The organism is Glaciimonas immobilis (assembly GCF_011947285.1).
In the GTDB taxonomy this organism is placed as follows: Bacteria; Pseudomonadota; Gammaproteobacteria; order Burkholderiales; family Burkholderiaceae_D; genus Glaciimonas; species Glaciimonas immobilis.
This window is the reverse complement of sequence record NZ_JAAOZT010000017.1, coordinates 25,763-50,739: the sequence shown is the minus strand read 5'-3', so window position 1 is coordinate 50,739 and position 24,977 is coordinate 25,763. Positions and strand designations below refer to the sequence as shown.

The 24,977-nt window shown below is 51.2% G+C and carries 22 protein-coding genes and 2 pseudogenes; 5 read left to right on the top strand and 19 right to left on the bottom strand.

Translation table 11 applies throughout. The features are described from left to right. Positions 1 to 82 precede the first annotated feature (82 nt). Entirely contained in the window at positions 83 to 691 is a 609-nt protein-coding gene (locus tag HAV38_RS20055) for a QcrA and Rieske domain-containing protein (protein WP_209216834.1), read from the bottom strand. Between the two features lie 475 nt (positions 692 to 1,166). Between HAV38_RS20055 and HAV38_RS20050 the strand changes: the two genes are divergently transcribed. After that, positions 1,167 to 2,036, top strand: coding sequence for a transporter (locus tag HAV38_RS20050; protein ID WP_168057179.1), 870 nt, complete (start codon positions 1,167 to 1,169; stop codon positions 2,034 to 2,036). 92 nt (positions 2,037 to 2,128) lie between these two features. On the opposite strand, the gene HAV38_RS20045 is transcribed toward HAV38_RS20050, so the two are convergent. Next, positions 2,129 to 4,078 (bottom strand): sigma 54-interacting transcriptional regulator, encoded by a 1,950-nt coding sequence (locus HAV38_RS20045; RefSeq protein WP_168057178.1) that lies wholly within the window; start codon positions 4,076 to 4,078, stop codon positions 2,129 to 2,131. Between the two features lie 17 nt (positions 4,079 to 4,095). Continuing rightward, positions 4,096 to 5,706 carry a class I adenylate-forming enzyme family protein gene (locus HAV38_RS20040; RefSeq protein ID WP_168057177.1) on the bottom strand — a complete coding sequence of 537 codons (1,611 nt, stop codon included), beginning with the start codon at positions 5,704 to 5,706 and terminating at the stop codon, positions 4,096 to 4,098. A 571-nt stretch (positions 5,707 to 6,277) separates the two neighbouring features. Between HAV38_RS20040 and HAV38_RS20035 the strand changes: the two genes are divergently transcribed. Further along, the gene (locus HAV38_RS20035; RefSeq protein ID WP_168057176.1) at positions 6,278 to 8,020 is read left to right on the top strand and encodes a thiamine pyrophosphate-binding protein; all 1,743 of its coding nucleotides are present in this window, start codon (positions 6,278 to 6,280) and stop codon (positions 8,018 to 8,020) included. Positions 8,021 to 8,593: 573 nt separating this feature from the next. Next, the gene (locus HAV38_RS20030; RefSeq protein ID WP_168057175.1) at positions 8,594 to 9,301 is read left to right on the top strand and encodes a GntR family transcriptional regulator; all 708 of its coding nucleotides are present in this window, start codon (positions 8,594 to 8,596) and stop codon (positions 9,299 to 9,301) included. 59 nt (positions 9,302 to 9,360) lie between these two features. On the opposite strand, the gene HAV38_RS20025 is transcribed toward HAV38_RS20030, so the two are convergent. The 16 genes and pseudogenes from HAV38_RS20025 to gspG all read right to left on the bottom strand — a co-directional run bounded on the left by HAV38_RS20025 (position 9,361) and on the right by gspG (position 23,281). Continuing rightward, the gene (locus HAV38_RS20025; RefSeq protein WP_168057174.1) at positions 9,361 to 10,137 is read right to left on the bottom strand and encodes a hypothetical protein; all 777 of its coding nucleotides are present in this window, start codon (positions 10,135 to 10,137) and stop codon (positions 9,361 to 9,363) included. Between the two features lie 112 nt (positions 10,138 to 10,249). Then, entirely contained in the window at positions 10,250 to 11,596 is a 1,347-nt protein-coding gene (locus HAV38_RS20020) for a DUF3422 family protein (protein WP_168057173.1), read from the bottom strand. Between the two features lie 667 nt (positions 11,597 to 12,263). Beyond that, positions 12,264 to 12,410 (bottom strand): annotated as a pseudogene (locus HAV38_RS21720) (IS6 family transposase); the annotation flags it as partial. Positions 12,411 to 12,467: 57 nt separating this feature from the next. Then, positions 12,468 to 13,124: a response regulator gene (locus tag HAV38_RS20015; RefSeq protein ID WP_168057172.1), complete on the bottom strand. Its 657-nt coding sequence runs from the start codon at positions 13,122 to 13,124 to the stop codon at positions 12,468 to 12,470. Between the two features lie 4 nt (positions 13,125 to 13,128). Then, positions 13,129 to 13,662 carry a type II secretion system GspH family protein gene (locus HAV38_RS20010; RefSeq protein ID WP_209216833.1) on the bottom strand — a complete coding sequence of 178 codons (534 nt, stop codon included), beginning with the start codon at positions 13,660 to 13,662 and terminating at the stop codon, positions 13,129 to 13,131. Continuing rightward, positions 13,652 to 14,086, bottom strand: a complete 435-nt coding sequence (locus HAV38_RS20005) for a type II secretion system protein (protein ID WP_168057170.1) — start codon at positions 14,084 to 14,086, stop codon at positions 13,652 to 13,654. Before HAV38_RS20005 ends, HAV38_RS20010 begins: the two co-directional genes overlap by 11 nt. Positions 14,087 to 14,088: 2 nt before the next feature. After that, entirely contained in the window at positions 14,089 to 14,439 is a 351-nt protein-coding gene (locus HAV38_RS20000) for a hypothetical protein (protein WP_311734906.1), read from the bottom strand. A 51-nt stretch (positions 14,440 to 14,490) separates the two neighbouring features. Continuing rightward, positions 14,491 to 14,739, bottom strand: a pseudogene (locus tag HAV38_RS22190) (type II secretion system protein); the annotation flags it as partial. Between the two features lie 110 nt (positions 14,740 to 14,849). Further along, positions 14,850 to 17,441 carry a cohesin domain-containing protein gene (locus HAV38_RS19995; protein WP_168057168.1) on the bottom strand — a complete coding sequence of 864 codons (2,592 nt, stop codon included), beginning with the start codon at positions 17,439 to 17,441 and terminating at the stop codon, positions 14,850 to 14,852. Further along, the gene (locus tag HAV38_RS19990) at positions 17,441 to 17,968 is read right to left on the bottom strand and encodes an immunoglobulin domain-containing protein (RefSeq protein ID WP_168057167.1); all 528 of its coding nucleotides are present in this window, start codon (positions 17,966 to 17,968) and stop codon (positions 17,441 to 17,443) included. Before HAV38_RS19990 ends, HAV38_RS19995 begins: the two co-directional genes overlap by 1 nt. A gap of 1 nt (position 17,969) precedes the next feature. Beyond that, positions 17,970 to 18,524 carry a hypothetical protein gene (locus tag HAV38_RS19985; protein ID WP_168057166.1) on the bottom strand — a complete coding sequence of 185 codons (555 nt, stop codon included), beginning with the start codon at positions 18,522 to 18,524 and terminating at the stop codon, positions 17,970 to 17,972. Further along, positions 18,521 to 19,060 carry a hypothetical protein gene (locus tag HAV38_RS19980; protein ID WP_168057165.1) on the bottom strand — a complete coding sequence of 180 codons (540 nt, stop codon included), beginning with the start codon at positions 19,058 to 19,060 and terminating at the stop codon, positions 18,521 to 18,523. Before HAV38_RS19980 ends, HAV38_RS19985 begins: the two co-directional genes overlap by 4 nt. A gap of 11 nt (positions 19,061 to 19,071) precedes the next feature. After that, positions 19,072 to 19,854, bottom strand: coding sequence for a hypothetical protein (locus HAV38_RS19975; RefSeq protein ID WP_168057164.1), 783 nt, complete (start codon positions 19,852 to 19,854; stop codon positions 19,072 to 19,074). Continuing rightward, positions 19,835 to 21,535 (bottom strand): GspE/PulE family protein, encoded by a 1,701-nt coding sequence (locus HAV38_RS19970; protein WP_168057163.1) that lies wholly within the window; start codon positions 21,533 to 21,535, stop codon positions 19,835 to 19,837. Before HAV38_RS19970 ends, HAV38_RS19975 begins: the two co-directional genes overlap by 20 nt. A 16-nt stretch (positions 21,536 to 21,551) precedes the next feature. Next, positions 21,552 to 22,772 (bottom strand): type II secretion system F family protein, encoded by a 1,221-nt coding sequence (locus HAV38_RS19965; protein WP_168057162.1) that lies wholly within the window; start codon positions 22,770 to 22,772, stop codon positions 21,552 to 21,554. 44 nt (positions 22,773 to 22,816) lie between these two features. Then, the gene (gspG, locus tag HAV38_RS19960) at positions 22,817 to 23,281 is read right to left on the bottom strand and encodes a type II secretion system major pseudopilin GspG (RefSeq protein WP_168057161.1); all 465 of its coding nucleotides are present in this window, start codon (positions 23,279 to 23,281) and stop codon (positions 22,817 to 22,819) included. Between the two features lie 358 nt (positions 23,282 to 23,639). On the opposite strand from gspG, the gene HAV38_RS19955 reads away from it, so the two are divergent. Beyond that, positions 23,640 to 24,254: a lytic transglycosylase domain-containing protein gene (locus tag HAV38_RS19955; RefSeq protein ID WP_245182482.1), complete on the top strand. Its 615-nt coding sequence runs from the start codon at positions 23,640 to 23,642 to the stop codon at positions 24,252 to 24,254. A gap of 98 nt (positions 24,255 to 24,352) precedes the next feature. Next, complete coding sequence (locus tag HAV38_RS19950) at positions 24,353 to 24,967, top strand: SCO family protein (protein WP_168057160.1); 615 nt, start codon at positions 24,353 to 24,355, stop codon at positions 24,965 to 24,967. The last annotated feature ends 10 nt before the right edge of the window (positions 24,968 to 24,977 follow it).

Below are 24,977 nucleotides of genomic sequence, written 5' to 3'. Positions count from 1 at the left end.
TGTTTTGTGACATCAGTCGATTTCGCGACTGTGCGCCTTTTTAGCAGCGACGCTTCGCGCCTCGCCACTCCCTGTCTGGCTGTTAGCCAGACTTTTTAACACCTGGTACTGAACTGAATCCTTGCGCAATGACAATTTCGCCCCCTTCTGCCGTAAGCAGAAGGTGGGGAAGATTGCGCGGAGCCGGACCGGAAATGACTGCGCCCGAATTGAGCGTGTCAAATTTAGAGAAATGGCAAAAGCACATGAGCGCATTCTCTTTTAAAAGAAACTCCGTCACTTCGCATCCCTGATGCGTGCAAACAGCAGAAAAAGCCAGAACGCCATCCACGGCGCCTTTCGCCGCTTCTTCGCTTAGAGCAGCCGTATCGACCCGTACCAAAGCGATCTTATTGAGGCGTGAACCGTCCTGTGGAATCTTGTCCTTCGGATCATAAGAAAACGCATACACCGGCGCACCGCTGCGAGGAATATCGGTCAGGCGTAGTGGCGTGACGGGCCCTGGCGCATCAACGCGCGCAAGACGATGTCCCGGCTGCGGTCGTGTGGAGTTATCGTCGGCAAGTGCAATTGGAATGTAGCTGCCGCCGAGGCAGGTGATTGCCAGCGTGCTGGCGGCGCGCAAGATATTGCGGCGCACTGGACTTTCAATTGTTTGCTCGCCCGATGGGCTTTTTAATGTATCACTCATGCAACCTCCTCACTATGTGTGTACAGGGTTAAGAGCAGGATGCATGCCAGTCTTTATCGAAGAACTTTTCGATCCTCCTGTTTGCTTATTCGGCTGCGAGTAGGTGGGTTGTGTCCACTAATGGGCCGGCATTCTGGCCGACAGGCTGTAGCGCTGAACTGTCGCAGTGTTCTATCGACGCGACATAACGCAACGGTGTCCGAGGCTTGTCAGCAATGTTATGGCCACGCAGGGGAGATATTGCAGGCACGGATTTTCGATCTGTTCGCGTGCATGCGTTACGTGGTATTCGACCTTGTGATCATGCAATTAGAACCCTCAAGCTCTCAAATAAAGAGGTGCACCAATTTTATTCGTCACACGCCTCTTTGCGACTTAGCATTTTTTCGGGCATGTATTGTGCATAGCAAATACCAAGGAGAGGGATAAGTCCTGAACCGGGGAGGACAAAAATTTTAATAACAGGAGACAGAAAATGATCGAAAAAAATATGACGGTAAAGACCAACGTTAGTCACCGCCTGATGACCGCGTCCATACTGTTAGCATGCCTATCGGCATCGACGGCTTACGCTGAAACGGGCCGCGGCTTTATCGGCCCGCTTGAATATCAGTTGCCGGGCAACTTGAGTGCCCCGATAAACATTTTGGTCGAATACGGCTACATCGACAGCACGCACAGGCAATGGAATTCTTCCGGCAGCAAGGTAGGCGCGCCAGACGTCAGGGTCAACGTCAGCCTGACCAAATACGTCCATGCGTGGACGCTGGAAAGCAACCCGAATATCGGCGTCGGCTGGGAAGTGATTGCGCCGCTGGTCAGCGTCCAGAATAATTCGGCGCACACTACAGCGAGCGGAATGGCCGACCCGATAGCTGGCGGATTCGCCTGGTACAAGCCAACTAAAGACACCACTATCGGCACTGACTTTCTATTCCAGGCACCATTAGGCAACAGTAGTGTAGGCGGTGGAGATCGTTGGAGAATCATTCAGTCCGTGTTCGGCGCTGTACAATTTGGCGGACTCAACTATACTGCGGACCTGGTTTGGGACTGGCCTGGAAAAAACAATAGCACCGATATAAAGGCGCCCACTACATTGTCCACGCATCATCGCGTCGGCTATTCGGTGACATCGCTACTGATGCCATATATCGGCGTCGATTACGAACGTCAGATGGCGAAAAATGGACAGCCGATGAATTACGAAGCGGTCGCAGACGTCGGAATGATGTTTACGTTCTCGCCAAATTATTCGCTTGCAGTACATTATGGCCGCGGATTAAAAGGCGAAAATCGCTCGGTAACTGACGCCGTCAACGCACGCTTTGTATACGTCTGGTAACACAACTTATCTGAACTTATTTGTATAGCAAGGCTGCCGGCGCGGGTTACCGGTAGTCAGATTCAACACGCCACTTAAACTAATTCACCAGTTTAGGCGGTGCTATTCGATTTCATGCGCCGGTAGAGCGTAGAGCGACTTATCCCTAACAATTTTGCTGCGGCCGAAAAATTTCCGGCACAAATATTAACCGCCTGTTTTGATTCCCGTACCGTTCGCAAGGCGGGGTCGCTCCGCAGATGCTCTGCTGGTCGTTCCTCACCGATTTCTGTTACGCTGGGTCCAAAGATTAAATTAACAATATCGCTTTCCTGTTGCAGGAACAGCGGCTCGTCTTTGTGGGCAAAGTAGATTGCCGCGCGCTCTAGTATATTTTCCAGTTCCCGCACATTGCCTGGCCAATGGTACTTAAAAAAGTGGGGCAGTAGCGTTGGAATAACCTGATGGGGAGCGTCGCCCAGTTTTAACCGTTTGGCGATCTTTTCCATGATGATATGACAAAGATGTGGCAAATCCTCAAGGCGTTCAGTCAATGGGGGCAGTGTCAGTTGCAGCACGTTGAGCCGGTAAAACAGATCGCGGCGGAAGGTTCCGTTCGAGATCTGTTTAATGAGATTCTGATGCGTGGCGGCAATCACCCGAACATCAACCAAAGTAGTATGCGTTCCACCCAGACGCATCACTTCCCGTTCTTGCAAAACCCGCAGCAGCCTTGTTTGCAATGGCAGCGGCATATCACCAATTTCATCGAGAAAGATGGTTCCAGTGTGCGCCAGTTCAAATAGACCGGGCTTGCCCCCTCGCCGCGAGCCACTGAACGCGCCATCTTCATAGCCGAACAGTTCGCTTTCCAACAAAGTTTCGGGGAGGGCAGCACAATTGACTGCGACAAACGGTCCGTGTGCACGCGCACTATCATTATGAATTCCTTGTGCGAACAATTCCTTGCCCGTGCCGCTTTCTCCTTGCAACAAAATTGTCGAGTCGGTACGCGCATAGACCGCTGCAAGCTTGACCAAATATTGGGTTTTTTTTGCAGCGGCGGCAATTTCGGACAAACAATGCGTCGCCCGGAAATCCTGTCCTCGCGCGCCGGATCGGATGCGGCGGTCAGCGCGTTGCACCGCATTCGTATCTTGGCAAATGATGACGGTGCCATCGTTTTCCGTTTCATCGGAAAGCGGATAGGCATTCACTAGTAAAGTGCGTTGCTTTACCGTGACCAAAAAGCCGCCGATGGGGGAAGATTTAAGGTATTGGTGAATATCAAGTTCGGGCGCAACATCGTTAAAATGACGGTCGATAATATCTGACGCTGATGCATTAAAAAAACCTGCGAATACTTCATTTGCCGCTTGAATTTTGCCGGTCGCATCAAGCGCTACCACACCGTCGGTAAGATGCCGGAGGATGGCGTTGATGTGACGCCGACGCGAAGATTCTGCCCGTTGGGACCGAATTAACAGCAACGCTTCGTCGATCGCCAGCCGGATGGAGCGCGCTGATAATAGCAGTACGCCTATTAATCCTGCGGCAGTGGCGACTTCGGTAACCATGGAAGACCCAATGACGACCTCGCAACCGGACGTACGCAGATTGCTTACCTGCTCTTTAACCTGGTCGAGAGTGCTATATTGATAGCTCTTGAATGCGACTTTCCACAGGTCGCCTGTGTGTGCTAATTCCACGTTTGTTTTCTGATAGCTTAGTACGGCAATTTTCGTAGAATGATTAATTGCCTCATACATCGCAAGCATCAGATCGTTGCCAGTACTTTTCATCAGCACTACTGGCGTCGCTAGGTTTTTTTGTAAAAATGCACCCGTCGCGCCAGCACAGACAAATATCTCGACTTCGCCGGATCGTTCGGCTTCCTTGGCATATGCGAGGCTATCGCGAAATGGTAAATCCATGACGCGAACATCTGCCACGTCAGAAAAAGAAGGAACGATGCTTTGCACTTCGCGTGCGAGCAGACTGGGGTAGGAGTGCAAATCCAGGTGGCTGATAATCACAGTGATGCGCGCCAGACTATTTTTCATGATGCGCTCTCATCGGGTCACGGGTGAACCAAAGCGGTGACCAATGTATCAGCTTCGTCGCTCGTATTGCCGATCGCTGCTGATAGAAGTTGGTCGCGCAACAGACGGTGCTGAATTTTTCCGGTCGCTGTGCGTGGCATTTGTTCTTCGGTGACAAATACGACCGTGCGTGGGCGCTTGAAGCCGGCAAGGCGATCTCTGCACCAACCCAGAATTTCAGCTTCCGTCGCGGTCTGTCCGGGATAAAGGACCACGATGGCTTGGACAAATTCCCCCCATTTGATATCGGGCATGCCGATGACAGCGACTTCTTTGACGGCAGTATGCGAAGCGATGACATATTCCACCTCCGAGGGATAGATATTTTCACCTCCGCTGATAATCATGTTGCTCTTTCGATCTACCAGATAAATATATCCATCGCTATCGCGTCGCGCCATGTCACCGACAGAGCACCACTTTCCGGCGAACGCTTCGGTGGTTTTTTCCGGATTGTCCCAATACCCGTCGAACACATACGGAGTACGCGAATGCAACTCGCCAACTTCACCGTCAGGGACTTCGTTGCCGTCTGCGCCGAGCATTTTGATAGCGCCCGAGCAGGCCCATTCCCTGCCGACGGATCCGAGCTTGTCGAGCTGTTCTTCTGGACGCAAAAGCGTGACCCAGCCTAGCTCGGTCGATCCGTACAATTCGTGCAGCTTGCCATTTTCGAAGTAATCCATGATGGCCAGCTTGAGTTCCTTGCGCGCTGGCGCGGATGAAATCATTAACTTGGCGACCGCACTGACATCGTACTTTTCTCGCACCGCTGCGGGAAGCTCAAGAATCATCACATAGTGGGTAGGGACCAGTGAGGTGAAGGTAATGCGCTCATTTGCCAGCGTTGCGATCAGCGCTTCAGGATCAAAGCTTTTACGGTTATCAATGACTACCGTCGCACCCAGATAGACAAAGGCTACGCAAAAGTAGATTGAGTTTGCGTGACACATCGGCATCACTAACAAACCGCGGTCATTTCTCGTGAAGCCCATTTCCAGCGCGGTTGCGATAGCGATCTGGGCATTCCCGGCATGGTTACGGATGGCACCCTTGGGCCGGCCCGTTGTCCCCGAGGTGTACAACAGGGCAAAAGTATCGGAACCCTCCACCACAATCGGTGGAGTGCTGCTATCAGAAGCATCAATCAATGCTTCGTACTCTTGGTATCCGGCGGGCGCGGCCGAACCAAAATAAATATAACGATGCGACGCAATGGGTACTTCATGCCGAATGGCGTCGACCTTTTCGGACAACGTGTCCTGAACGATACATGCCGAGGCACCGCAGTTTTTGATAATGTAAGCGATCTCAGGAGCCGATAGTCGGAAATTGATCGGTACTGCTACCAGCCCGGCCTGCGACAGGCCCACATACATTTCCATCCACTCGATGCAGTTGTAAGCTAGCAGCGCCACACGATCGCCTTTTTTTAATCCTAAATCGAGCAGTCCATTGCCTAATCTGGAGGCCCGCTCCTGCCATTGGCGGAACGTGAGCGATCTGGTCGTATCCATCACGCCGATCTTTTGGGGGCTAAGTCGCGCATGGGTGGCAACCGCATCTGCAAGGGTCAAAATATGGTCCATCGGGTCTCCTGAAATATAACTTTTGTACATTAGATTTCTTTAATGAAATTTAATGACTAAGACTTTAGAATTAACATTCTGCAAAGACTACTCTGAATTCAGAATACAAGTAATGAAATTTTCTTCAAGAATTTTATGGGTGGTTTTAACTTGACAATAAGGCTGTTGCACCCTCACTATTCATGAACTCTGAATTCAGAGTTCACAAAAAATTCCAGTAAGAAAGCTAATTTCCTGAGTTTAATAAGTATTAGGTTGTCGCAATAAAAATCAGATGAAGAGGACGAGTGTGCTGTATCCGGATGCCGTCCTGTTTATCCTTAACAAACTCGGTCTCGTCTCTTTCACGTCTCTTGGTGTCGCTTAGTGCCGCTTATTACTGCTTAGTACTGCTTAGTGAGAAGCGCTGTCGACCGGCATATGTCATCAAATGCGGCGTTCTTGTCGAATATTTGCGCTCCTTTGGTTCCTGTCGCGTCGCCGCCATTGCCGGACTCGTTGTCGTCGCCGCATTGTTCAGCATTTCAACCGGCTTTCTTGAATAAAGAAGCCATCACCTGGAGAAACAAATATGGGATATTGCAAAATTTCTGACAATTCATCCGCCGCGGTAATTGCCCGCTTCTTGCGTGCGCGTGGAGTTGATCGGGTATTCGCACTGTGCGGCGGCCACATCATGCCGATCTGGATGCGACTCGACGTAGAAGGTATCCGGATTATTGACGTGCGTGACGAGCGGGCTGCGGTATATATGGCGCATGCCCATGCCGAACTGACGGGGCAACTCGGGGTTGCTCTTGTCACTGCCGGACCTGGCGTAACCAATGCCATGACAGGCATTGCCAATGCCCATGTGGCCCGCGCTTCTGTGCTGGTGTTGTCCGGCGTCACGCCCAGCCAACAGGAGAATCGAGGGGCGCTGCAGGATATATCGCATACCGAACTGGTCCGCTCAATTACACGCTATGCGCGTACAGTGCGCCAGCCTGAACTGATCTTGCAGGAGCTTGATGAAGCCGTGTCCCGCGCGTTTGGAGATGGCGGAGAACCAGGGCCGGTGTATCTTGACTTCCCCGTCGATACGCTACGTGCCGAGGTACCTTTGGCGCTACAGATGCCGGAACACTTTAAGCCCAAGCCTAAGCGCAAGCTGCTTCCCGATCCTGCAGCTGTCAAGGAGGCGGTAGAATTACTCTGGTCTGCTCGCCGTCCGCTGTTCATCTCAGGCAGAGGAGCCAGAGATAGCTCGCCCCAATTGATCCGCCTTCTCGATCGCCTCAATGCGATCTACCTTGATACAGGTGAATCCAGGGGAGTTGTTCCTGACAGCCATCCTTCGGTGGTCGGAGCGATGCGTGGATCAGTCATGGGTGAAGCCGACGTGGTTGTGACCGTTGGACGCAGACTCGACTTTCAGCTAGGTTACGGCTCACCTGCTGTTTTCAAAAAGGCGCAGTTCTTGCGGATCGCGGATTGCGCGGCAGAACTGCGCGACAACCGGCGCGGTGCGGTGGAGATTTTTGCTTCGTCAGAGCTGGCTTTGGAAGCCATCCTTGAAGCGGCGGGGGACCGGACACCGCAAACGGACACCGCCTGGACCCAGGCAGTGAGGAAAGACCATCTCGCCCGCGCTGAGAAATTGGTCAAAACGATGCGAAATGCACCGCCGGGCGAAGATGGCATGATGCATCCGAACAGACTATTGGCTGCATTACGCGAAGCCCTGCCGAGCAATGCAGTGGTGGTAGCAGACGGTGGTGATTTCCTTAGTTTTACGCGGGTGGGCTTGCCTGCTTCCACCTATCTTGATCCCGGCTCCCTAGGATGCATCGGCGTTGGGACACCATTTGGCGTCGCAGCGAGCCTGGCTTTTCCTGACCGTACGGTCGTGGTGGCCACAGGTGACGGCGCGTTTGGCTTTAATGCAATGGAAATGGATACAGCGGTCCGTCATAAGGCCCCCGTTTTAATTGTCGTCGCCAATAACGGTTCATGGGCGATTGAAGTGCGTGATCAGGCAGAAACGCATGGGAACGTAGTAGGAACGCGGCTTCAGTTCTCCGACTATGCAGGCATAGCAAGAAGTTTTGGTATGCACGCTGAGCGTGTTACCGATGCTGACGCGCTTCCCGCAGCAATCGCCCGCGCGCTCGCCAACCGTCCCGCATTGCTCGATGTGGTGGTGACGCCCTCCGCCATATCGTCGGACGCACGGTCAGGCCTCGCCTGGGTACCCGATCTGCAGCCACTTGCAGCGTGGGACAATGCCGAGCGTGAGTGGCGCGCGGTAACGAGCACTGACAACACAATTTAAATGAGTGATGTTTAAGATTTAGAACGTTTGTCCTTGAGTCGGGCGCGCAACTTCCTACACGAGGTTGTGCGACATGACTGTCATAATATTTATGGCTAAATGCTTATGGATCTTGGCGGCACTTTTCAGAGAGGGTGGAGGGGCGGCTAAACCGTTTACCGGACGGTCTGCTTTCGTTTACGCCATATGTTACCTGGAAAGCGCAGATCGCGGCGGTTGCGGCTAAGGATTTTTTAATAGACATCGCAAGTTATTGTATAGTCTTGCCACGCACAAAGAGCTCCGAGGTGTTAGGGCTACGATCCGGCTGCGCTGAAAACCCATCTAAAGATGATTAGCCCCGAAAGCTAAACCAGCTGCGCTAATCTCCTGTATGAAATTTTCCACTTGCGGTCGTGATATTGCCAATAAATTGATCGTGCAAAAGGTGTGCAAAGATGGCAACTGTTTCGGCCTGCGAGCGGAAACGCCGCCGACTGTCTGCGCCATAAAGATCGGGGTTAGGTCGTCAAATGGTTGAGATCTGATCGGCAAGCGCATGATGAAAGCTAAATTTAAGATTGGAATAGCTAAATGAAAGAGCTAACAGCTGCTCCCACTGTGGTGGAGCGAGTCTACCAAGCAATTATTTCGGAGATATCGGAAGGTAAACTGTCACCCGGTTCGCGCATTATTCAAGAGGAAATCGCCCAAGGACTCGGCGTTTCAAGACAACCGGTACAACAGGCGTTGCTGCTGTTGCGCAATCAAGGCGTACTGCAGAATGCCCCCGGTCGGGGACTTATGGTTGCGCCCATGGATTTGGATTATGTCCAGCATATGTACAATATTCGTGCGGTTGTGGAGGGATTGGCTTGCTCGCTCGCAGCCACCAAGAATTCGGTGTTAGCTGCCAAACTGGGACCCGCCCTGATTAAGAATGGATTTAAGGCCGTAAAAAGCGGTTCTGTTACAGATATGATTACGACAGACATGAAATTCCATGAGTTCATTTATCGTCTATCGGAGAATCCTCTCATTGGGCCTGCCATGGATACACATTGGGTACAAACTCATCGGGTAATGGGCGAGGTCTTGATGCGCGACGAAACCCCGCGCAACATTTGGGATCAGCATGAGGAAATTCTTAACGCCATTATAAAAGGAGACGCTACGGGTGCCGAGCGTATGGCACGAAAACACATCACTATGGCTGCAAAATTTATGATAAATCGTATGCGTGGCATCACAAAAAATGTAGAAAACGCCGCCCCTGTTACGGAAATTCGAGCTAAAAAATAGTGTGATAACTTTCTGTTTCGATGGAGAGAGCGGACGAAATCGGGGGCTGAACTCTTGATTTACGCAGCCCTAGGGAAGTCTTCCCAAAGATTTTTTTGTGTGAACTTTGGGTGCTTTACATAGAGCGGTTTCTTAAAAATATCGGCAAACTCACCGTTGAGATCTGCTACTCGAATATGCAACAGAGCATTCGCGCCAGCAAGAGTCCAGCGCATTTGTCGTTTTTTTTTGAAGCGATCTCCGATCACAAAGTTAACCGCTGACTCTGCCAGGCTCGTCGAGATCGGAAAACCTGCCCGATAGCGAGCACCATAGTTGATTAACCGGCTCTGATCTGAGCCCGGATAGCCAAGCATGCCTTTCACTTGCTCCTGAAGCTTGCCGGACGTTATTTTAGCAACCTCGCGCAGCCGTTCGATCGCACCTTGTGCGCGACCATGCCACAGCCGCCATTTTGCAGGCTCAACTTCCTTCATCAGGGTAGCGGCGTCGTCTGGCTGCGCATGGCGCATGCCGCGAATCCGCTGGAGGATGTGCTCGAACCGCATTGCAATATGAAACCAATCGAAGATGCGCTGGACTGGCCGCCAGGGTAAATAAGTCGGGTAGGCAACATCTTCACCCCCATCGCTAATGATGGCCACTGGTGCATCAATCGGAACGTCGTGCCGATGTAAAAAATGGTGAAATCGGTCCAGGGCTGACCACATCTCGTCATTCACGTACGCCATTGATGCTGATGGACCGTCTGGATGACGAAGCTGCGCGGCAATGATCACAAACGAGCGTCTGCCATGATACTTTGCCGGGACCGAGCGAATGTAGTCAGCATCCACTTGCAACGCATATCGCGGCTGCTCAAGCGGTGGATCCGGTAATCGCAGCGGCATACTATTGAAAAAATTCTCGGCATCGTAGCGCGCCGTTTTATCAGTCTGGCGGCCAACTTCACAATGTGTGAATATTTTTATGAAGACTTCGTAAGCCCAACCACACGCCGATTGCGATTATCGGAACCAGAATACCTGTCATGATATCCGGATTGATTGGCCAGCCTGCGCCTTTCGCTGCTTTTCCTGCATAATTGAATAAGCCAGCCAAGTAATACGAGATGGCCACCACAGATAAGCCTTCGACTGCCTGCTGGAGGCGCAATTGCTGGGCAGCCCGTTTATTCATGGATTGCAGAATTTTGCGGTTTTGCTGTTCCTGAACAATGCCGACCCGTGTACGCAATAAGTCATTGGTGTGTGCAATGCGTTCGGCCAATGCTTCTTGTCTGCGGGCAGTGGAGGTACAGGTATTCATGGCGGGTGCCAAGCGGCGATCCATGAATTCACCCACCGTAGGTACGCCTTCGATTCGGATTTCGCGTAGTTCTTCAATGCGTGACTGCACTATACGGAAGTATGCTTGCGACGCAGAGAAGCGATAACTGTTCTCCAGTGAAAGTTTTTCAATACGGGCGGCCAAGCCTGTGATTTGGCGTAACAAAGCCTGTTCATCGTCCACTTCCATCAGGGATGAACTAGATAATGCATCAGTATCTACCATGGTTGCAGTCAGCATGGCCAACTCCGCTTCGATCACATTCAAGATGGGTGCCGATTTCTGCGCATGTGGCAAACCAAGCAATGCCATCATGCGGTAGGTTTCGATTTCCAACACGCGCTGGATCAAATGTCCGGCCTGCTGCTCACGCAGACCCACGTCGCGCACGACAAAGCGACTGAAACCGTCTGACTGAATCTGGAAGTCCGTCCATATTTCCCCTCCTTGCAATACCTGGCTGCCCACTACCAGCATGTTACCTTCAAACAGTTGCCGCAAGTCTTTAGCCGCCACGTCTGTAGCGACATCGCTTCGATCCAGCACAACATGTGCGGCCACGATGATTTTTCCGCGCAGGCCAAGCAGCCATTCATGGGGAAGATGGGATAAGGGGACTCGGGAAAATGCATCCGTTAGCAATAACGTGGTTTCGTGTTTTTCGGCAAACGTATAGGTGGAAAATTCTGTATGGCATTCCCATTTCAGGCGAAATCGGCCGAAGTCATAGAAAAAATATTTTGTTTCCGCACTGGGACGGGCCACGCCAAAATGTACGCAGAGCGCAGACAACATCTCATAATGAGTGCTTGCACTACCTTCGCTAACGTCGCTGCCCTGATGCGAATAGATAGCCAGATGCGTCAGCCTTTCAGGGGCATCAAGGCGCAGGAATGGGCGCGAATGCACTTCAGCCGCCAAGTGGATGCGCAAAGGATGATTCAGACTAGAGTAAGTAATAGACATTAAAAATTAACCGTATCAATCTGTATTAAAAAGTACGATTACCCTATAAAAATCGTCCGATATGACAAGCATAGGGCATCGTCCGGAAGGGCGATTTCCCCTGCGGACACGACTGCGCAATGTTAACGGCATCGATCAAGTGTAGAGTTTGCAGGAGCCGCTGGAAAGTATCAGCAAGAGCTGCAGTGGTCAACAAATTTCGGATACAACAATCGTTTTTAATGCCATTTTCCGCTGATACGCAGTCAATGAGTGCAGTTAAAACCGGAGGCAACTAGGCCACCGCCGTCGTCAATACTAAGTCTACCCGTTCCCTACTTAAAAATCGGGTTGGAGATGACTTGATGAAAAAAATCGAATTGATCCGGAAACTTTCAGAACTTGACCGCCGAGGCGTGTATGTTATGGCCCGACGCGACATCGAGAAGCTCTTCCCCGAAGAGGGCGAGAAAGCCATGGAGAAGTCACTGCAGCGTAGGGTCGCCGACGGCCTGTTACAACGGGGCCAAAGGGCTATACCTACCCATCCGCAACCAGCAAAAATCGCTGGGTCGCCGAACAGATCGCCAAGGCATCAAGGATTGCGTCGAAAAGCGCATCGGGAAGCGTGGGTTTTGTCGCATTGTTGAGCGTGAGAGGGATTTTCCTGTGCAAAACATGGCCCCGATTACAGTGGACGGATTTGTCCCGCCAGCGAATAAAACTGGTCGGCGAACGACATGGCAGTGGCGCCATCGACCGCGAACTGACCCTTGCGGATTATGTGCATGAATTCGATACCGGCCAGTACATGACTGGCAGACCGGATAGACTTAAGTTAAGCATCGGCCAGCCTTGGCGAATGCGATAAAACCATTTCTACAACCTTCGATTAATTTTTATTTTCAATTAATCCCATATTCAGAGCAAACAGTATAAGTTCTGTTGCATTCTTCAGCCCAAGTTTGTGCATCAAATTAGCCCGATGCTTTTCAACCGTTTTAGAGCTGATATTAAGAAACTCAGCCGCCAAGCGATTCGTACGACCTTCCGCGATTAACTTGATAATGCTGCGTTCACGGGAGGTCAGCGTACTCCACGGGGCATTGGCTGCTGGCTCTGCGTCGCCGCGTAAGATAATATCTATCATCTGCACAGACAAGTCTGGGCAGATGAATTTTTTTCCAGTAATAACGGCATCCATCGCACTGATAAATTCTTCATACGAAGAATCTTTGAGTGCGTAGCCATCCGCCCCCGCTCGTAACGCCTCGCGTACATATTCGTCGGTTTTATACCCTGTTAGCGCAAGGATACGGATATTAGGCATGCGTCGTTTTATTTGTGCAGTCGCTTCAATCCCATTGATGCCAGGCATGGACAGATCCATTAAAATCAGATCGGGTTGCAATAGAACAGCGTTCTGTATTGCCTCCTTGCCGTCCCGCGCGGTACCAACAACCTCATAGTTGGGCAGGCGCATGATCATGGATCGTAGGCCTTCTCGTAACAAATTATGGTTTTCAACGATTAAGACGCGATGGCTCATGGTTTTACTCCCTGATTTTTTCTTGTTTTAGTGCTACTTTCGGTGTGATAGATACTGCTTTTCTGCCTCGTGGCGGGGTGAATAAAAACGTCCACTGATCGTATGTTTCTATTCCTTCGAACGCTGTGTAGGGTGGAAAAAACCCGCTTCGTTTAATAGCCTTTTTCTGCGACTTGCTCGCCACACCATGGATCTGCTCGCCGATATGGATTAATTCAAACGGCTCCCCGGTCATCGGATCGAGGTAGAGGCGGCGTAAATGCCGCACAGGTGAGGGAAACCGCTGATCTTCAATCAGCTCATCCAAGCGCATTGGCAACGCCTTGCCATTGCCAGGCGTTACGTAATAATACCGTTCAATCGCTAGCCTATATTGATTACCTATAAAAAGCAGGTCTTCTTCGTTTTCACGCTGGCGCTCCAGAGACCACCAGCTAACAGCCCCCATCAAAGCAATTCCCATTAATGCCAGCGTTAATAGCAGCGCAAGTAATACAATACCGCGACTGGGTGCGGTGGTTAGATATTTATTTTGCATCACTTACCTCTGCGACGCTATGCACGTCATAAACTCCGGTTATTGCTCCGCTATTCCCGGTTGCATCTGTGCCCGACGCAGGGTTCAGTTCCTTACTGGATCCTGTCTCGATAGGCGCCACAATCGTCCAATTGCTCTTTTCGGTCAGTGGATCAATCGGGACGCTGCGCAGGTAGCGGCTTTGCACCAACGTATCGAGCGTTTCAGGATAGTGGCCCTGATCACCATAAAATTTATCGATCGCATCACGTATTGAGGCTAGGTTCTGCTGCTGAACCTTGATTTTTCCGTTTTCCAGTGCCATGAAATATCGTGGCACGGCGAGCGTAAGCAGCAGGCCGATGAGTGCCATGACGATGACCATCTCGATGAGGGTAAAGGCCTTATTGCGGGAGCGGGCAGGGGTGGAAGGTGCACGTTTCATGATCACCAATCCTTATAGTAAATGCCATTAAGGCCCCTGCGAGGGGACAAAGAGGCAACATCAAAGATATCTTCGCCTGGTTGCGGGGCCTCAGGCGGACTCCCATAACTGCGTAGCATCCAGTTTTGGTCGGCTGGCAGCGTTGCATCTAAAAAAAATGGATCACGCGGCACGCTGCGCAGAAAGATTAACCGCCCATGTTTGATATCTGAAGGATTTTCCACGCCATTTACTAAAATTTCCAACGTTGGTGGATAGCCAGATTCACCCGCAGCTTTAAGAATCTGGCCATTGTCCGACGCTCGCTTGTAGGCATCAAGTGCGCCGCGAATTTGATGTAGGGCAAGTTTCAATTCGGTTTCCTTCACACGCACGGACGAAATTTCATATAGTGGTAGGGAGACCAGTGCCACTACCCCCACCAACGCGAGCGTAACGACCAACTCAATTAACGTAAACCCGCGCGCAGATACTCTGCAAATTGAGATGATTGAACGCGCCCCCTTGCCTGCTTGCCTCGTTGGCGGCTGAAGGTAGCTTAGAGCGTATACCGAATCTAGCGCACATATTGCGCTGGCCAGCCATCTCCACGGCTGGGCTCTCTGCCGCCAAACCGAAGCGCGCTTTATCTGCTGGTGATTTGAAGTATTCATCAATAGCGCCTTAAAGATATCTATCCTAGAGCATCGCTTATTAGTATTCCCACCCTTTAACTTCTACTATAAAGTCAACGCAGGTAAAGTCTTTTTTCCACAAACCGCTGTTATGGATTGACGGCTAATGTAAGTGGCTGAGGGCGCGCTATAGTGAGTAAGGTATGCCCATCATTGACATCGACTTTTGCCACCAACACCTGGGTCCGCTTGCGGGGCAATTTCGCGACAAATCCAAGATTAAGTAAATCTCCCGACCCCATGAACGATGCTGCTTGATCAGCTGTCAGCAGCATACTGGCGCGGCCCGCAGTCTGATTGATGGAAGGGGCAACGCTACCAGCGTGGGAGCGAATGCTAAATTCCCCCAGCGTTACCTCAACCAATGTCAGTACCACTGCATCGTACTGAATTGAAAGCGGAATGGCATGAATATTGTCGAAATTCTCGCCGCTCAGGGTCACGTTGAAACGTTCTCCGGCTTTGACATTGTCAGGCGAGCTCAAGGTAATTTTTGGGCTAGCGCCAGTTGCCGCCGGAACGATAGCGGCAACGCTGAGCGGTATGCCTATGCTGGTTGAAGCGGTGTCAGGATTGTTGCCGCCATTGATGTTCACCATGCTGGTTTTAGCTGCCACCTCAGTGCCGCCGGGCAGGGCGGGCTGGACGATTGCACTCTGCGGAGGAAGGGTAGACGTCGGGATAATCGTCGGTGGCAAAATAGCGGGTTCTTTTGGCACCGATGGGACGGGTGCCGCAACTACAATTCCTGATCCCGCTGGCATACCGGTGCTGACCGCCTCAATCGGCTTGGCGGGCAATGGGAGCGGTAGCGGCACGGGTTCGATCCGGATAGCGGTATTTGCTGCGGGACTAGTGGGACTTGCGCTGACACTTGAAATAGGGTCTAAACGTAACGGATTTTCGCGAATGGCACCCTCCGTCCCGGACCAGACGTCGGCCATTGTATCTTCAGCAATCCCTTTAGCCCGTAAAATACGCGGCGTGATCGACAGTACGATTTCAGTTTTGGTACGGTTGCCATTATTGTTTGAGAACAAGCGGCCAAGTATCGGAAGCTGACCAATCCCGGGTACTTTGGCTGCGGTATTACGATCCGAATCGCTGATCAGCCCACCTAATATCTGGGTCTCTCCATCATGCAGTCGTAGACTGGTAGACACCATCCGGGTACCAATTTGATATGCCAACGAGCCGCCAGGACCTGAAATTTCCTTGACGATATTGCTGACTTCAAGATTTAATTTGATCCCGACGTCTCCTTCAGCGTAGACATGCGGTTCAGCCTCAAGCTTTATACCGACATCAATGTACTGAACGGAGCCGGTGATCACTGGCGTACCGGTTGACACCGGCGTTACCGTATTAGTAATGATAGGGACTTTATCGCCGATGAGTATTTTCGCTTTTTGGTGCTCGCGCACACGAATGCGGGGACTCGCCAGGAGATTGGCGTCGGTGTCCTGAAGTTTGAGATTCAATCCAGCTTGGAGCGGGGTCGTTAGTAACCTGTTAGCGGAAAGATGTTTCAATGCACCTAATGTCAACGCGCCACCATTTGCATCGGTTGGCGTCGACACATTGAAGTTGTCAGGCCATACGATGCCAAGGTTGGATAGTCGATCACGCGAAATTTCAAGCACTTCGACTTCAAGCATTACCTCTGCATCTGGAAGATCATGGGCTGCAATCACACGCGCCGCGACCGACAATGCTTCTGGAGTATCGCGTAGTACCAGCGTGTTCGTATGCTCGTCGACCTGTACTTCCTTGATCTTCAGCACGCTCTTCAGCATCCCCTGAATATATTTTGCATCGCCGTTGGAAATCTGAAATGTACGTACTTTCAGCTCCTGATATTCTTTTTGCTTTATCGCTATCGCCGGATAGATAAACATTGTGTTAGCGTTAAGAATTCTTTTTTCAAGCTGGTTTTGCAGCAAAATTAAGTCGACCGTATCTTCGATAGAGCCGTCGCGGACAAATATAGTGGTTTTCAAGTCAGCTCTGACATCGCGGTCGAAGATAACATTTAGACCAGTAGTGCGCGAGAGTGCCTCAAACACCATCCGCAAATTGGCATCCCGAAATTGCAGTGTGACCGGTTTTTTTAAAATTGACTGGCTCACGATCACTGCCTCTTTTGCGCGGTGCTGGACATCCAGCTGGTCATCTATCCTGCGCATTGCCTCAATGGCATGTTTATTCGCCGGATCGCTCAACAGAACTACCTTGATGCGATCCTTCGCAGCGTCGAGCTTCCCGGCAGTGGCTAATTTATCGGCATCAGCAAGAATATCGTTATGGCGGACGTCCTGTTCCACATCGACTATGCCGCGCCGTGAACGCTCATTCGTTTGGTCGAGATTCAGCGCCTTCAAAAAAGCATAATGCGCGCCGGCGAAATCACCGGCTAAACGCAAAGCCTCCCCACGCTGGTTCAAATTTTGGGTCTCTTCATTCCGGCGATCCATATAATCAAGGCGATACCGCAAATTATCCGGCTCCAACAGACTTGCTTTGCGCAGGCTTGCCAGTCCTTGTTCATATTGGCCTTCTCGGATCTGCCGTTGTCCGTCCTTGTTAAACTGTTGCGCCGCGCATCCTGCAAGTGCTGCTGTGATCAGCAACGGTAATAGCGCGCGGGTCATACGTAGGCTGTTGGTTTTGAGTTGGATCACTAGAGTTCTCCTTGGATTCGAATGACTTGTTTCTGATTCAACGGCAGATAGGTCAGTGCGATTTCCCTGGAACTGACTGTGTCAACGTGGTAGTTGCCATCAAGGGTGTCGCCAGCGGAGACGATCAGAAGCGCTTCGCCCTTGGCGAGGAAGGCGGTCGGTTTGGTGCGATCCTCCAACATCCCTACAAAACTGTAAGGCATTGGCGGCGCTTGCGGTGGTGGCGCTGGAGCAGCCTTTGGTGGTGCCGGTGCCGGCGGCAGCGGAGGAGTCCAGTCGGTAGCCGCGAATAAATTATTTTTTGAGACCTGATCCAGTTCGGCACGCTTAGGCAGCGCAAGCGATGAGGTCGATAAAGATGATGATCCTGCATGCGGATACGATGCAACCTTGGCATGCGTCCGACTGAGTGGTTCCACGATCGTGTCCTCACCCGGCCCACTGCTAAAATAGTTTGCCAAATACGCCGTCAGCATGCCCATAACCAGCAACACCACTAGGCGGGGGCGGGGAATGTTGAATCGCATATCATGCTCCCCGATAAAAAAGTGTGAAGTGGATGCGGGCGTCAAGCATGTCGTTATTTGCCGCAGGGCGTTCCATGTGCAGCTCCGCAAGTGAGGCATTAGGTACCGCATTGAGTACTCCCGCTACAAAACTGCGGAGGGTGCTGTAGTTGGCTTTGACCGGAAATACAACCTCGTACTTGATAAATTCGGTACTTGCTTCACTCGAGATTTGATAATCTCCTTTATTAATGTCAAGTTTTGCTTTGTTTGCTTCTTCCAAAACACGCCGCAAATCGCCCGCGTTCTGATTGATAGTGGGAAACCAGTCATTAAATTGTGTGAGCTGATCAATTGATTTTGGTGCCACTTTCTTGATCCTACGGTCACGATTCAAGGCCGTCTGTTGTACTGCGGTTTGCAATTGGAGCTGGCGTGTATATTGTTGGAAACGCGGCGTGACCACTAGCACTACCAGTAAAGTAAAAATGATTAAGGCAAGTCCGATCAGCCCCTTCATTCCCAATCGACGGGTTAAAGCATAATTGGCAGCAATCAAAGCCGATGAGATGTTCATTTCTCGCTCCAACTGGCTTGTATCTGAAAGCGTACTGGCGATCCCGGTATTTGACGTTGGACCTGATGGGAGCTCAAAATTACCTGATGCAATGAAGGTTGGCGCTGCAGATAGACCAGATAATCCAACATCGTCGAAACGTTACGCGCTTCCGCAGAAAGCCGCAGCTGGTGACGTGAGGCGATCGGTTCGATCGAAAGTAGAGCGACCTGTTCCATCGGCGCTGACTCTAGTATCTGGAGTAAATCATCCCATGGCATTCGCAATTCATTGACCACTAACGCGGCATTGCGAAAGCGCTGAAGTTGGGTCGCTGAAACCTTCGTATGGGTCTCTTCACTTTGTTGGAAAGCGCTCTTGCGCATCGTTAATGCATCGCTTTCCATCAATTGATTTTGGCGGTTCATATAGGCCGAACTAAACTGCAGCACCCCGTATCCGCTGGCTAAAACACCTACAGATAACAAGGCTATTCCGAAAGGATGGGTAGCGCGCTGAGCCCCGAAGTTCAAATGAAGTCGATAAAATGAGGACACAATATTGGCTCCTACGACAGCGTCGTTGTGAGTAGTAACGGTTGCCAGCGACCGCTTGCATCGGTGGGGATTTCTTCGATATCGGCGTCGAATAAAATTGGTAACAGATGCGGATCGGGGACTCCTACCCGACTGCAAAAAGCATCGCAGCTATGGCGCAACTCCTCCCACACCCGCTGCGACAAACGTTCATTCGCGAAGGCCTGCCATTTTCCTTCTCGTATTAATCCTAGCGTCAATGAATGATGGCGCAGTTTAGCCACCATCGCATTGGGTTGGGTCAGCAGCCCGGTACGACAATTTAAAAATTCTGCGAATGCGGGTTCTAACCTATTTAATCTATATCCGGCTTGTTGTATTACATGCTTGATAGCGTCAAGTATCGGGATGGGAATGCCGCACATTACCACGCTCAGACCGCCTTTTTGAATCGAGCAGCGGAGCATCAGATCAGACGCATCCAGTCCAAGGGTATCGGCCAAGCTCAAACCAGCTAGCCGCTGTAATTCGTGTGATGAGATGACCCGGGCATCGATTTCCAGCACATCGTAATACACCAGAGTGTCGGCAATCACAACATTGATCGTGCGAAATGGTCGTTTAACTTTGGTCTTCAGATCGGCTAACGCATCTTTTATAGCCGCGCTGAGATGCTCGTAGCGTGCCAAGCTATCGGGCATATCAGTTACGCTTCCGAGGACTTCCACGATGAGGTTATCAAGAGTGCCAATTTTCGCCGTAACTAGATCGGTATCGATCACCAGCGTAGCCGGTTTATTCCACAGGTGTAACACGATTGATCTCCTCTAGAGTAGTCAAACCTTGGGTGGCTAAATCGACAGCGGCTTCACGCAGCGTTCTGAGTCCCGCTTGCCTGGCAGCGAGCTTGATTTTGGATAACGCTGCGCGTTCTCCCATCAGGTCGCGTAAGATATCGTCCAGCGCCAAAGTTTCGGCGATGGCACGTCGTCCTTTAAAGCCTGTGCCACGGCAATGTCCGCATCCCAGCCCGCGCTTGAAGTCAACGCATGCGAACGCAATATCCTTCAGTCCGGAACGCGCAATCAATTCTGCAGATGGAGTGTCCGGAACCGAGCACATCGGACAGTTAATACGCACCAAGCGCTGGGCAAGAATGCCGTTCAGTGCCGACACGAAGCTGTATGAGTCGACCCCCATATTGGCAAATCGTCCAATCACATCAAATACATTGTTGGCATGGACGGTCGTAAATACCTGATGCCCGGTGAGCGCAGCCTGCACCGCAATCTGGGCTGTTTCCGGATCACGAATCTCGCCCACCATAATCTTGTCGGGATCGTGGCGCAGAATCGAGCGTAGTCCCCGGGCAAAGGTAAGCCCTTTTTTCTCGTTGACGGGGATCTGCAATACTCCGGCTAACTGATACTCGACCGGATCCTCGATGGTAACGATCTTGTCCAGGCCGGTATTGATTTCAGAGATAGCGGCATACACTGTTGTGGTCTTACCGCTACCGGTAGGGCCGGTGACTAACAGCAGGCCATACGGCAAAGCAGACAGCCGTCTGACAAATGCCCTAGCCGGTTCAGAAAACCCAAGTGTTTCCAAGCTCAATGCCTTGCGTTCGCCTGCTAGATGGTATCTATCCAATATACGCAATACCGCATCCTCGCCGAATAAATTCGGCATAATCGATACCCTGAGATCGATTTCCCGGCCTTCTACCAGTACCTTGAAACGACCATCTTGCGGAATCCGCCGCTCCGCAATGTCTAGTTCGGAAATGACCTTGACGCGCGACAGTACTTGCTCTGAGGTGTCGCTGCCATCCACATGCTTGATCAGCGTCAGCACGCCATCAAGACGGTATTTGATGTTCATGCCATGCGCCTGGGTTTCCAGATGAATGTCACTTGCACCTGCACGCAACGCATCGTAAATCGTTGAGTTGACCAAACGGACGATGCGACTTTCGGTGCTACTGATACCTTCGATCGAGATGGTGATGGCGTTACTGTCATTGGTGGTGGTCGTAGCGTCGGATATCCCAATCGAATCCATGGCGCGTACCGATTTCTCCATTGAAATAAGATAAGAACGCACATCCGCAATGGTGGCGATACCCCAGTGCGGGGATTGCTGGCTGTGGTTGCGTAGCTTCGCATAGATCCAGGAGCGGGTACGTACGTCCAATGGATCGGCCATCACCAGAATCAATTTCTGATTGATGTCGTAGAACGCCAGGCAAAGCCGCTTGTTGGCCTCGACAAAGGAAATTAGCTCGAAGTCTGGCTTCATCAGACGCATAGTATCGAGCGTGTTCGGTTGCATCCGAAAGTACGTCGCAGCTGCTTGCAGGTAAGCGTCTGAATCGGTGCCAAAACTTGCTTCGATGCGCTCAATAGTATTTAACGCAGTGTTTGATTGTTGCTGGACCTCGCTGATGAAATTGGCATCCAGGACACGCGTGAGTGAGAGAAATTCGTTTTGCATAATGATCCTATAAGGTTCACTGTAAACTCGATGCGATGTCGAAAATCGGTAAATACATCAGCACGACTATGGCACCGATGATGAGACCGATAAGTAGCATCAATACTGGTTCAAACAAGCGCGTAGCAACCTCAATCGACCGTGCCAGGGTGTTTTCCTGGAACGACGCAATTCGGGCCAAAATTTCTGCCAGCTGTCCGGTACGCTGCGCTACCGTTAGCATGCGTAATGCAACCGGGTCTGCTAGCCCCACGCCTTGCAGTGCCGGCCCGATGGCGCAGCCCTCGCGCATCGCAACGACGGCACGCAAAAGTTGCTTGTTATCGCCGGGGCTAAGCAGTGAACTGCACATCTCAAATGCCCGGACAGCGGAGATTCCTCCTTCGATCAACATGCTACTAGTGCGGTAAAACTGCGCATGTCGAAACATCCGAATCAATATACCTACGAGGGGCAGTTTTTCTAAAATCGGTAAATTCCAGTGGGCACGTGATGCACGCCGGAACGCCGATATTAGTGACAGCAACACGCAAATAAGCGCGCCGCCCATGATTTGGGGATGTAAATTAATTGTTTTTCCGACGTTAATCAGCATCATGGAAGCGAACGGTATTTCTCCCCGCGAACTCTCAATCAATGTCGAGAATTTAGGAACCACGACACCCAATAAAAATAACACCACCACTCCACCAACTCCAAGCAGCATCAATGGATATACTGCGGCACCGAACGCTTTTGAGCGAATTTCCCGCAAAGTTTCAAAATTACTTGAGTAGCGGCCCAGTGCGGCTGCCATATCGCCGGTTTGCTCGCTGGCAGCGATGCTCGCAATCAGGAGTTGCGGAAAAACGTCCGGCCTATCACGCATCGCAGCGGAAAAATTTCGTCCTTCTTTCAATGCGCGTACCAGGCGCCCAAGTACGCGGCTGGTTTCAGAGGACCGTTCCTTTTCCGCCAAGGTTTCGATCCCGTCAATGATGCCCAAGCCGGCGTTAAGAAGGGCGCCAAGCTCGTGGGCGAATAGCGCTATATCCAAACGCACGGTATTGGATTTGGACGTGTTTCCTGTCCAAAAAAAACCAGAGGGACGCGGCTGGCAGGAGAGTACGCGCAATCCCTCGTCTTGGGCGCGTTGCGTGGCGAGATCTGCATCAGCCGCAGAAATCCGAAGGATGCGGATGGCACCGGCTTCCGCTACTCCCACAACATCAAACTCAAGGGTACGTGCGTCGCCCATTAGAATCTCCTTATATTCATTGCGCTGCTGGTGAAGTTGGGCCTCTATTGGGGCATCCAGGAGCCCGCATCAGTGTTTTCACCTGTCCCGCCTATCTGTCCGTCGGCGCCTAAAGAACTGATGTCGTAGTCATCGTGATCGCCCGGAGATTTATAGATAAATTCGCGGCCCCACGGATCAGGCGGCACGGCCTTGACCAGATACGGGCCTTGCCATTTTTCTTCATCGTTAGGTTTTGTGAACAGTGATTTTAAGCCCTGTTCAGTGGTGGGGAAATGCCCTGCATCCAAGCGATACTGATCGAGCGCTTTTCCAAAAGAATGGATTTGAGCACGGGCTATTTTGGTATTCGATTTGCCGAGTTGCTCAAAATAGCGGGGGGTAACGATACCCGCCAGTAAGCCGATGATAAGGATCACCACCAGCAGTTCAAGCAGAGTAAATCCAGCGTGCCAGCTAATATGTACAGGCGCCAGCGACTTTGCGCCATGGGTGGCGTTACGGGTCATTATCCTTCTCCCTGAACCGAAGATCCCACCCTGTGAAGACCATCCGTCACGCCCGGCTATAGAAGTTTTCTGGGCGGAAACAGACAACTGGCTTGAGCAAAGTGGGTCTAAGTTGTTTTATGTTTATTGCAACTTATATTGTTGTTTATAATACCTTTTGTCAACTAAGAAGTGCGGGTATATTCGCTAAAAGTAGTACTTTCCCTCCCTCCCGGGGGTAACGGTTGCAGGAAATATTTTTGGTGCTAGTAAAACCCCGCCTGAAAAATTTTGGGGAGTTATACCCATGGAAAGAAAGGGATGATGGGTAGATCAATTGGCAGCGCAATAGCCTATACATGTATGTGAGGCTAAAAAAATGACGATCTTGATCCTACGGCTTTTAATCTTTATGTTTTGCGCAGGCGCGCTATTTTTTTCATGCCCATCGATTGCGCAAGTCTATTCGGGTGTAAATGCCGAGGGTACATTAGTCCTGTCAAACTTTAGCTCTGGCGACACGCCAACGATCGTCGTTGCCGGCCCAGCGGTGGCTGAGGTCACGTCGCAAAAATCTCATCCACGGAGAGGAATTATTTTTTCTATTCCGTTGGCACTCAAAGCGCTAGTAGAAGATTCGGCAAAGGTTTATGGGCTGGACCCCCTTTTACTGCATGCAGTGATCAAAGCCGAATCCGGCTATAACGCGCAAGCCATATCGCGCAAAGGCGCACGCGGCTTGATGCAATTGATGCCCGACACCGGTCTTCGCTTCGGTGTCAAAAATCTGCTTGATCCGCGCGAAAACTTGAAAGCGGGCGCGCAGTACCTGCGCTGGTTATTAACACTCTTCGATGGCAATATCGAACTGGCCCTCGCAGGATACAACGCAGGAGAGAATGCCGTGATCCGCGCTGGTTATCGTGTACCTCCCTATAACGAGACCCGCAATTATGTACCGAAGGTATTGAAATACTATCGCGGAGAGCCATAATGAAGTCGCTCCTCATAGCCAGCACGGAAGCCCTTGCTGAAGAATAGGGCAACCCACCGCATCACCATATGTTTGTACGTCTATTTGGAGAAATCAACATGCGCCTTCCCAAAATAATCTTTGGCCCGCTATTTTTTTCAGCTGTACTGGCGTCGACCAGTGCGTTTTCCGAAGATATGGAGGTGCATGCACATCGTCATCATCGCAACATGTCAACCGAGTCGTCTCAGGTGGTTGTTGAATATAGTTTGCCGCGGGTAAATCTGGTGCAGCAGGATGGTAAAACGGTCTCGCTGACTAACGCGTTAGATGACGGGCGGCCAGTTATTTTGAACTTTATTTACACTACCTGTACAACGGTTTGTCCTCTGACAAGTCAAACGTTTTCACAATTGCAAACGGCTTTGGGTAGTGATAAGTATAAGGTTCATCTTGTCTCCATATCGATAGATCCTGAAGAAGATACGCCGGCGCGATTACAACAGTATGCAAAAAAATTCGGCGCCGATTCGGAATGGAATCACTACACCGGCAGCGTTGAAGCCAGTATCGCCACCCAACGCGCGTTTGATGTCTATCGGGGCGATAAGATGAACCATAATCCAGTGACCTTATTGCGCAGTGCCCCGGGAAAACCCTGGCTGCGCATCGATGGCCTTTCTTCTGCGGCCGATCTACTCAACGCCTACCGCAATCTGGTCGCTGTCAAGTAAAGGGGCGCAT

Coding starts and splice junctions, on each gene's coding strand:
- HAV38_RS20010 (WP_209216833.1), bottom strand. CDS start 13,662: ATGCAAAATAAATATCTAACCACCGCACCCAGTCGCGGTATTGTATTA.
- HAV38_RS20040 (WP_168057177.1), bottom strand. CDS start 5,706: ATGGACCATATTTTGACCCTTGCAGATGCGGTTGCCACCCATGCGCGA.
- HAV38_RS19955 (WP_245182482.1), top strand. CDS start 23,640: ATGACGATCTTGATCCTACGGCTTTTAATCTTTATGTTTTGCGCAGGC.
- HAV38_RS19970 (WP_168057163.1), bottom strand. CDS start 21,535: ATGCAAAACGAATTTCTCTCACTCACGCGTGTCCTGGATGCCAATTTC.
- HAV38_RS20015 (WP_168057172.1), bottom strand. CDS start 13,124: ATGAGCCATCGCGTCTTAATCGTTGAAAACCATAATTTGTTACGAGAA.
- HAV38_RS20020 (WP_168057173.1), bottom strand. CDS start 11,596: ATGTCTATTACTTACTCTAGTCTGAATCATCCTTTGCGCATCCACTTG.
- HAV38_RS19950 (WP_168057160.1), top strand. CDS start 24,353: ATGCGCCTTCCCAAAATAATCTTTGGCCCGCTATTTTTTTCAGCTGTA.
- HAV38_RS20045 (WP_168057178.1), bottom strand. CDS start 4,078: ATGAAAAATAGTCTGGCGCGCATCACTGTGATTATCAGCCACCTGGAT.
- HAV38_RS20005 (WP_168057170.1), bottom strand. CDS start 14,086: ATGAAACGTGCACCTTCCACCCCTGCCCGCTCCCGCAATAAGGCCTTT.
- gspG (WP_168057161.1), bottom strand. CDS start 23,281: ATGACCCGTAACGCCACCCATGGCGCAAAGTCGCTGGCGCCTGTACAT.
- HAV38_RS19965 (WP_168057162.1), bottom strand. CDS start 22,772: ATGGGCGACGCACGTACCCTTGAGTTTGATGTTGTGGGAGTAGCGGAA.
- HAV38_RS20035 (WP_168057176.1), top strand. CDS start 6,278: ATGGGATATTGCAAAATTTCTGACAATTCATCCGCCGCGGTAATTGCC.
- HAV38_RS19990 (WP_168057167.1), bottom strand. CDS start 17,968: ATGCGATTCAACATTCCCCGCCCCCGCCTAGTGGTGTTGCTGGTTATG.
- HAV38_RS20050 (WP_168057179.1), top strand. CDS start 1,167: ATGATCGAAAAAAATATGACGGTAAAGACCAACGTTAGTCACCGCCTG.
- HAV38_RS20055 (WP_209216834.1), bottom strand. CDS start 691: ATGAGTGATACATTAAAAAGCCCATCGGGCGAGCAAACAATTGAAAGT.
- HAV38_RS20030 (WP_168057175.1), top strand. CDS start 8,594: ATGAAAGAGCTAACAGCTGCTCCCACTGTGGTGGAGCGAGTCTACCAA.
- HAV38_RS19985 (WP_168057166.1), bottom strand. CDS start 18,524: ATGAACATCTCATCGGCTTTGATTGCTGCCAATTATGCTTTAACCCGT.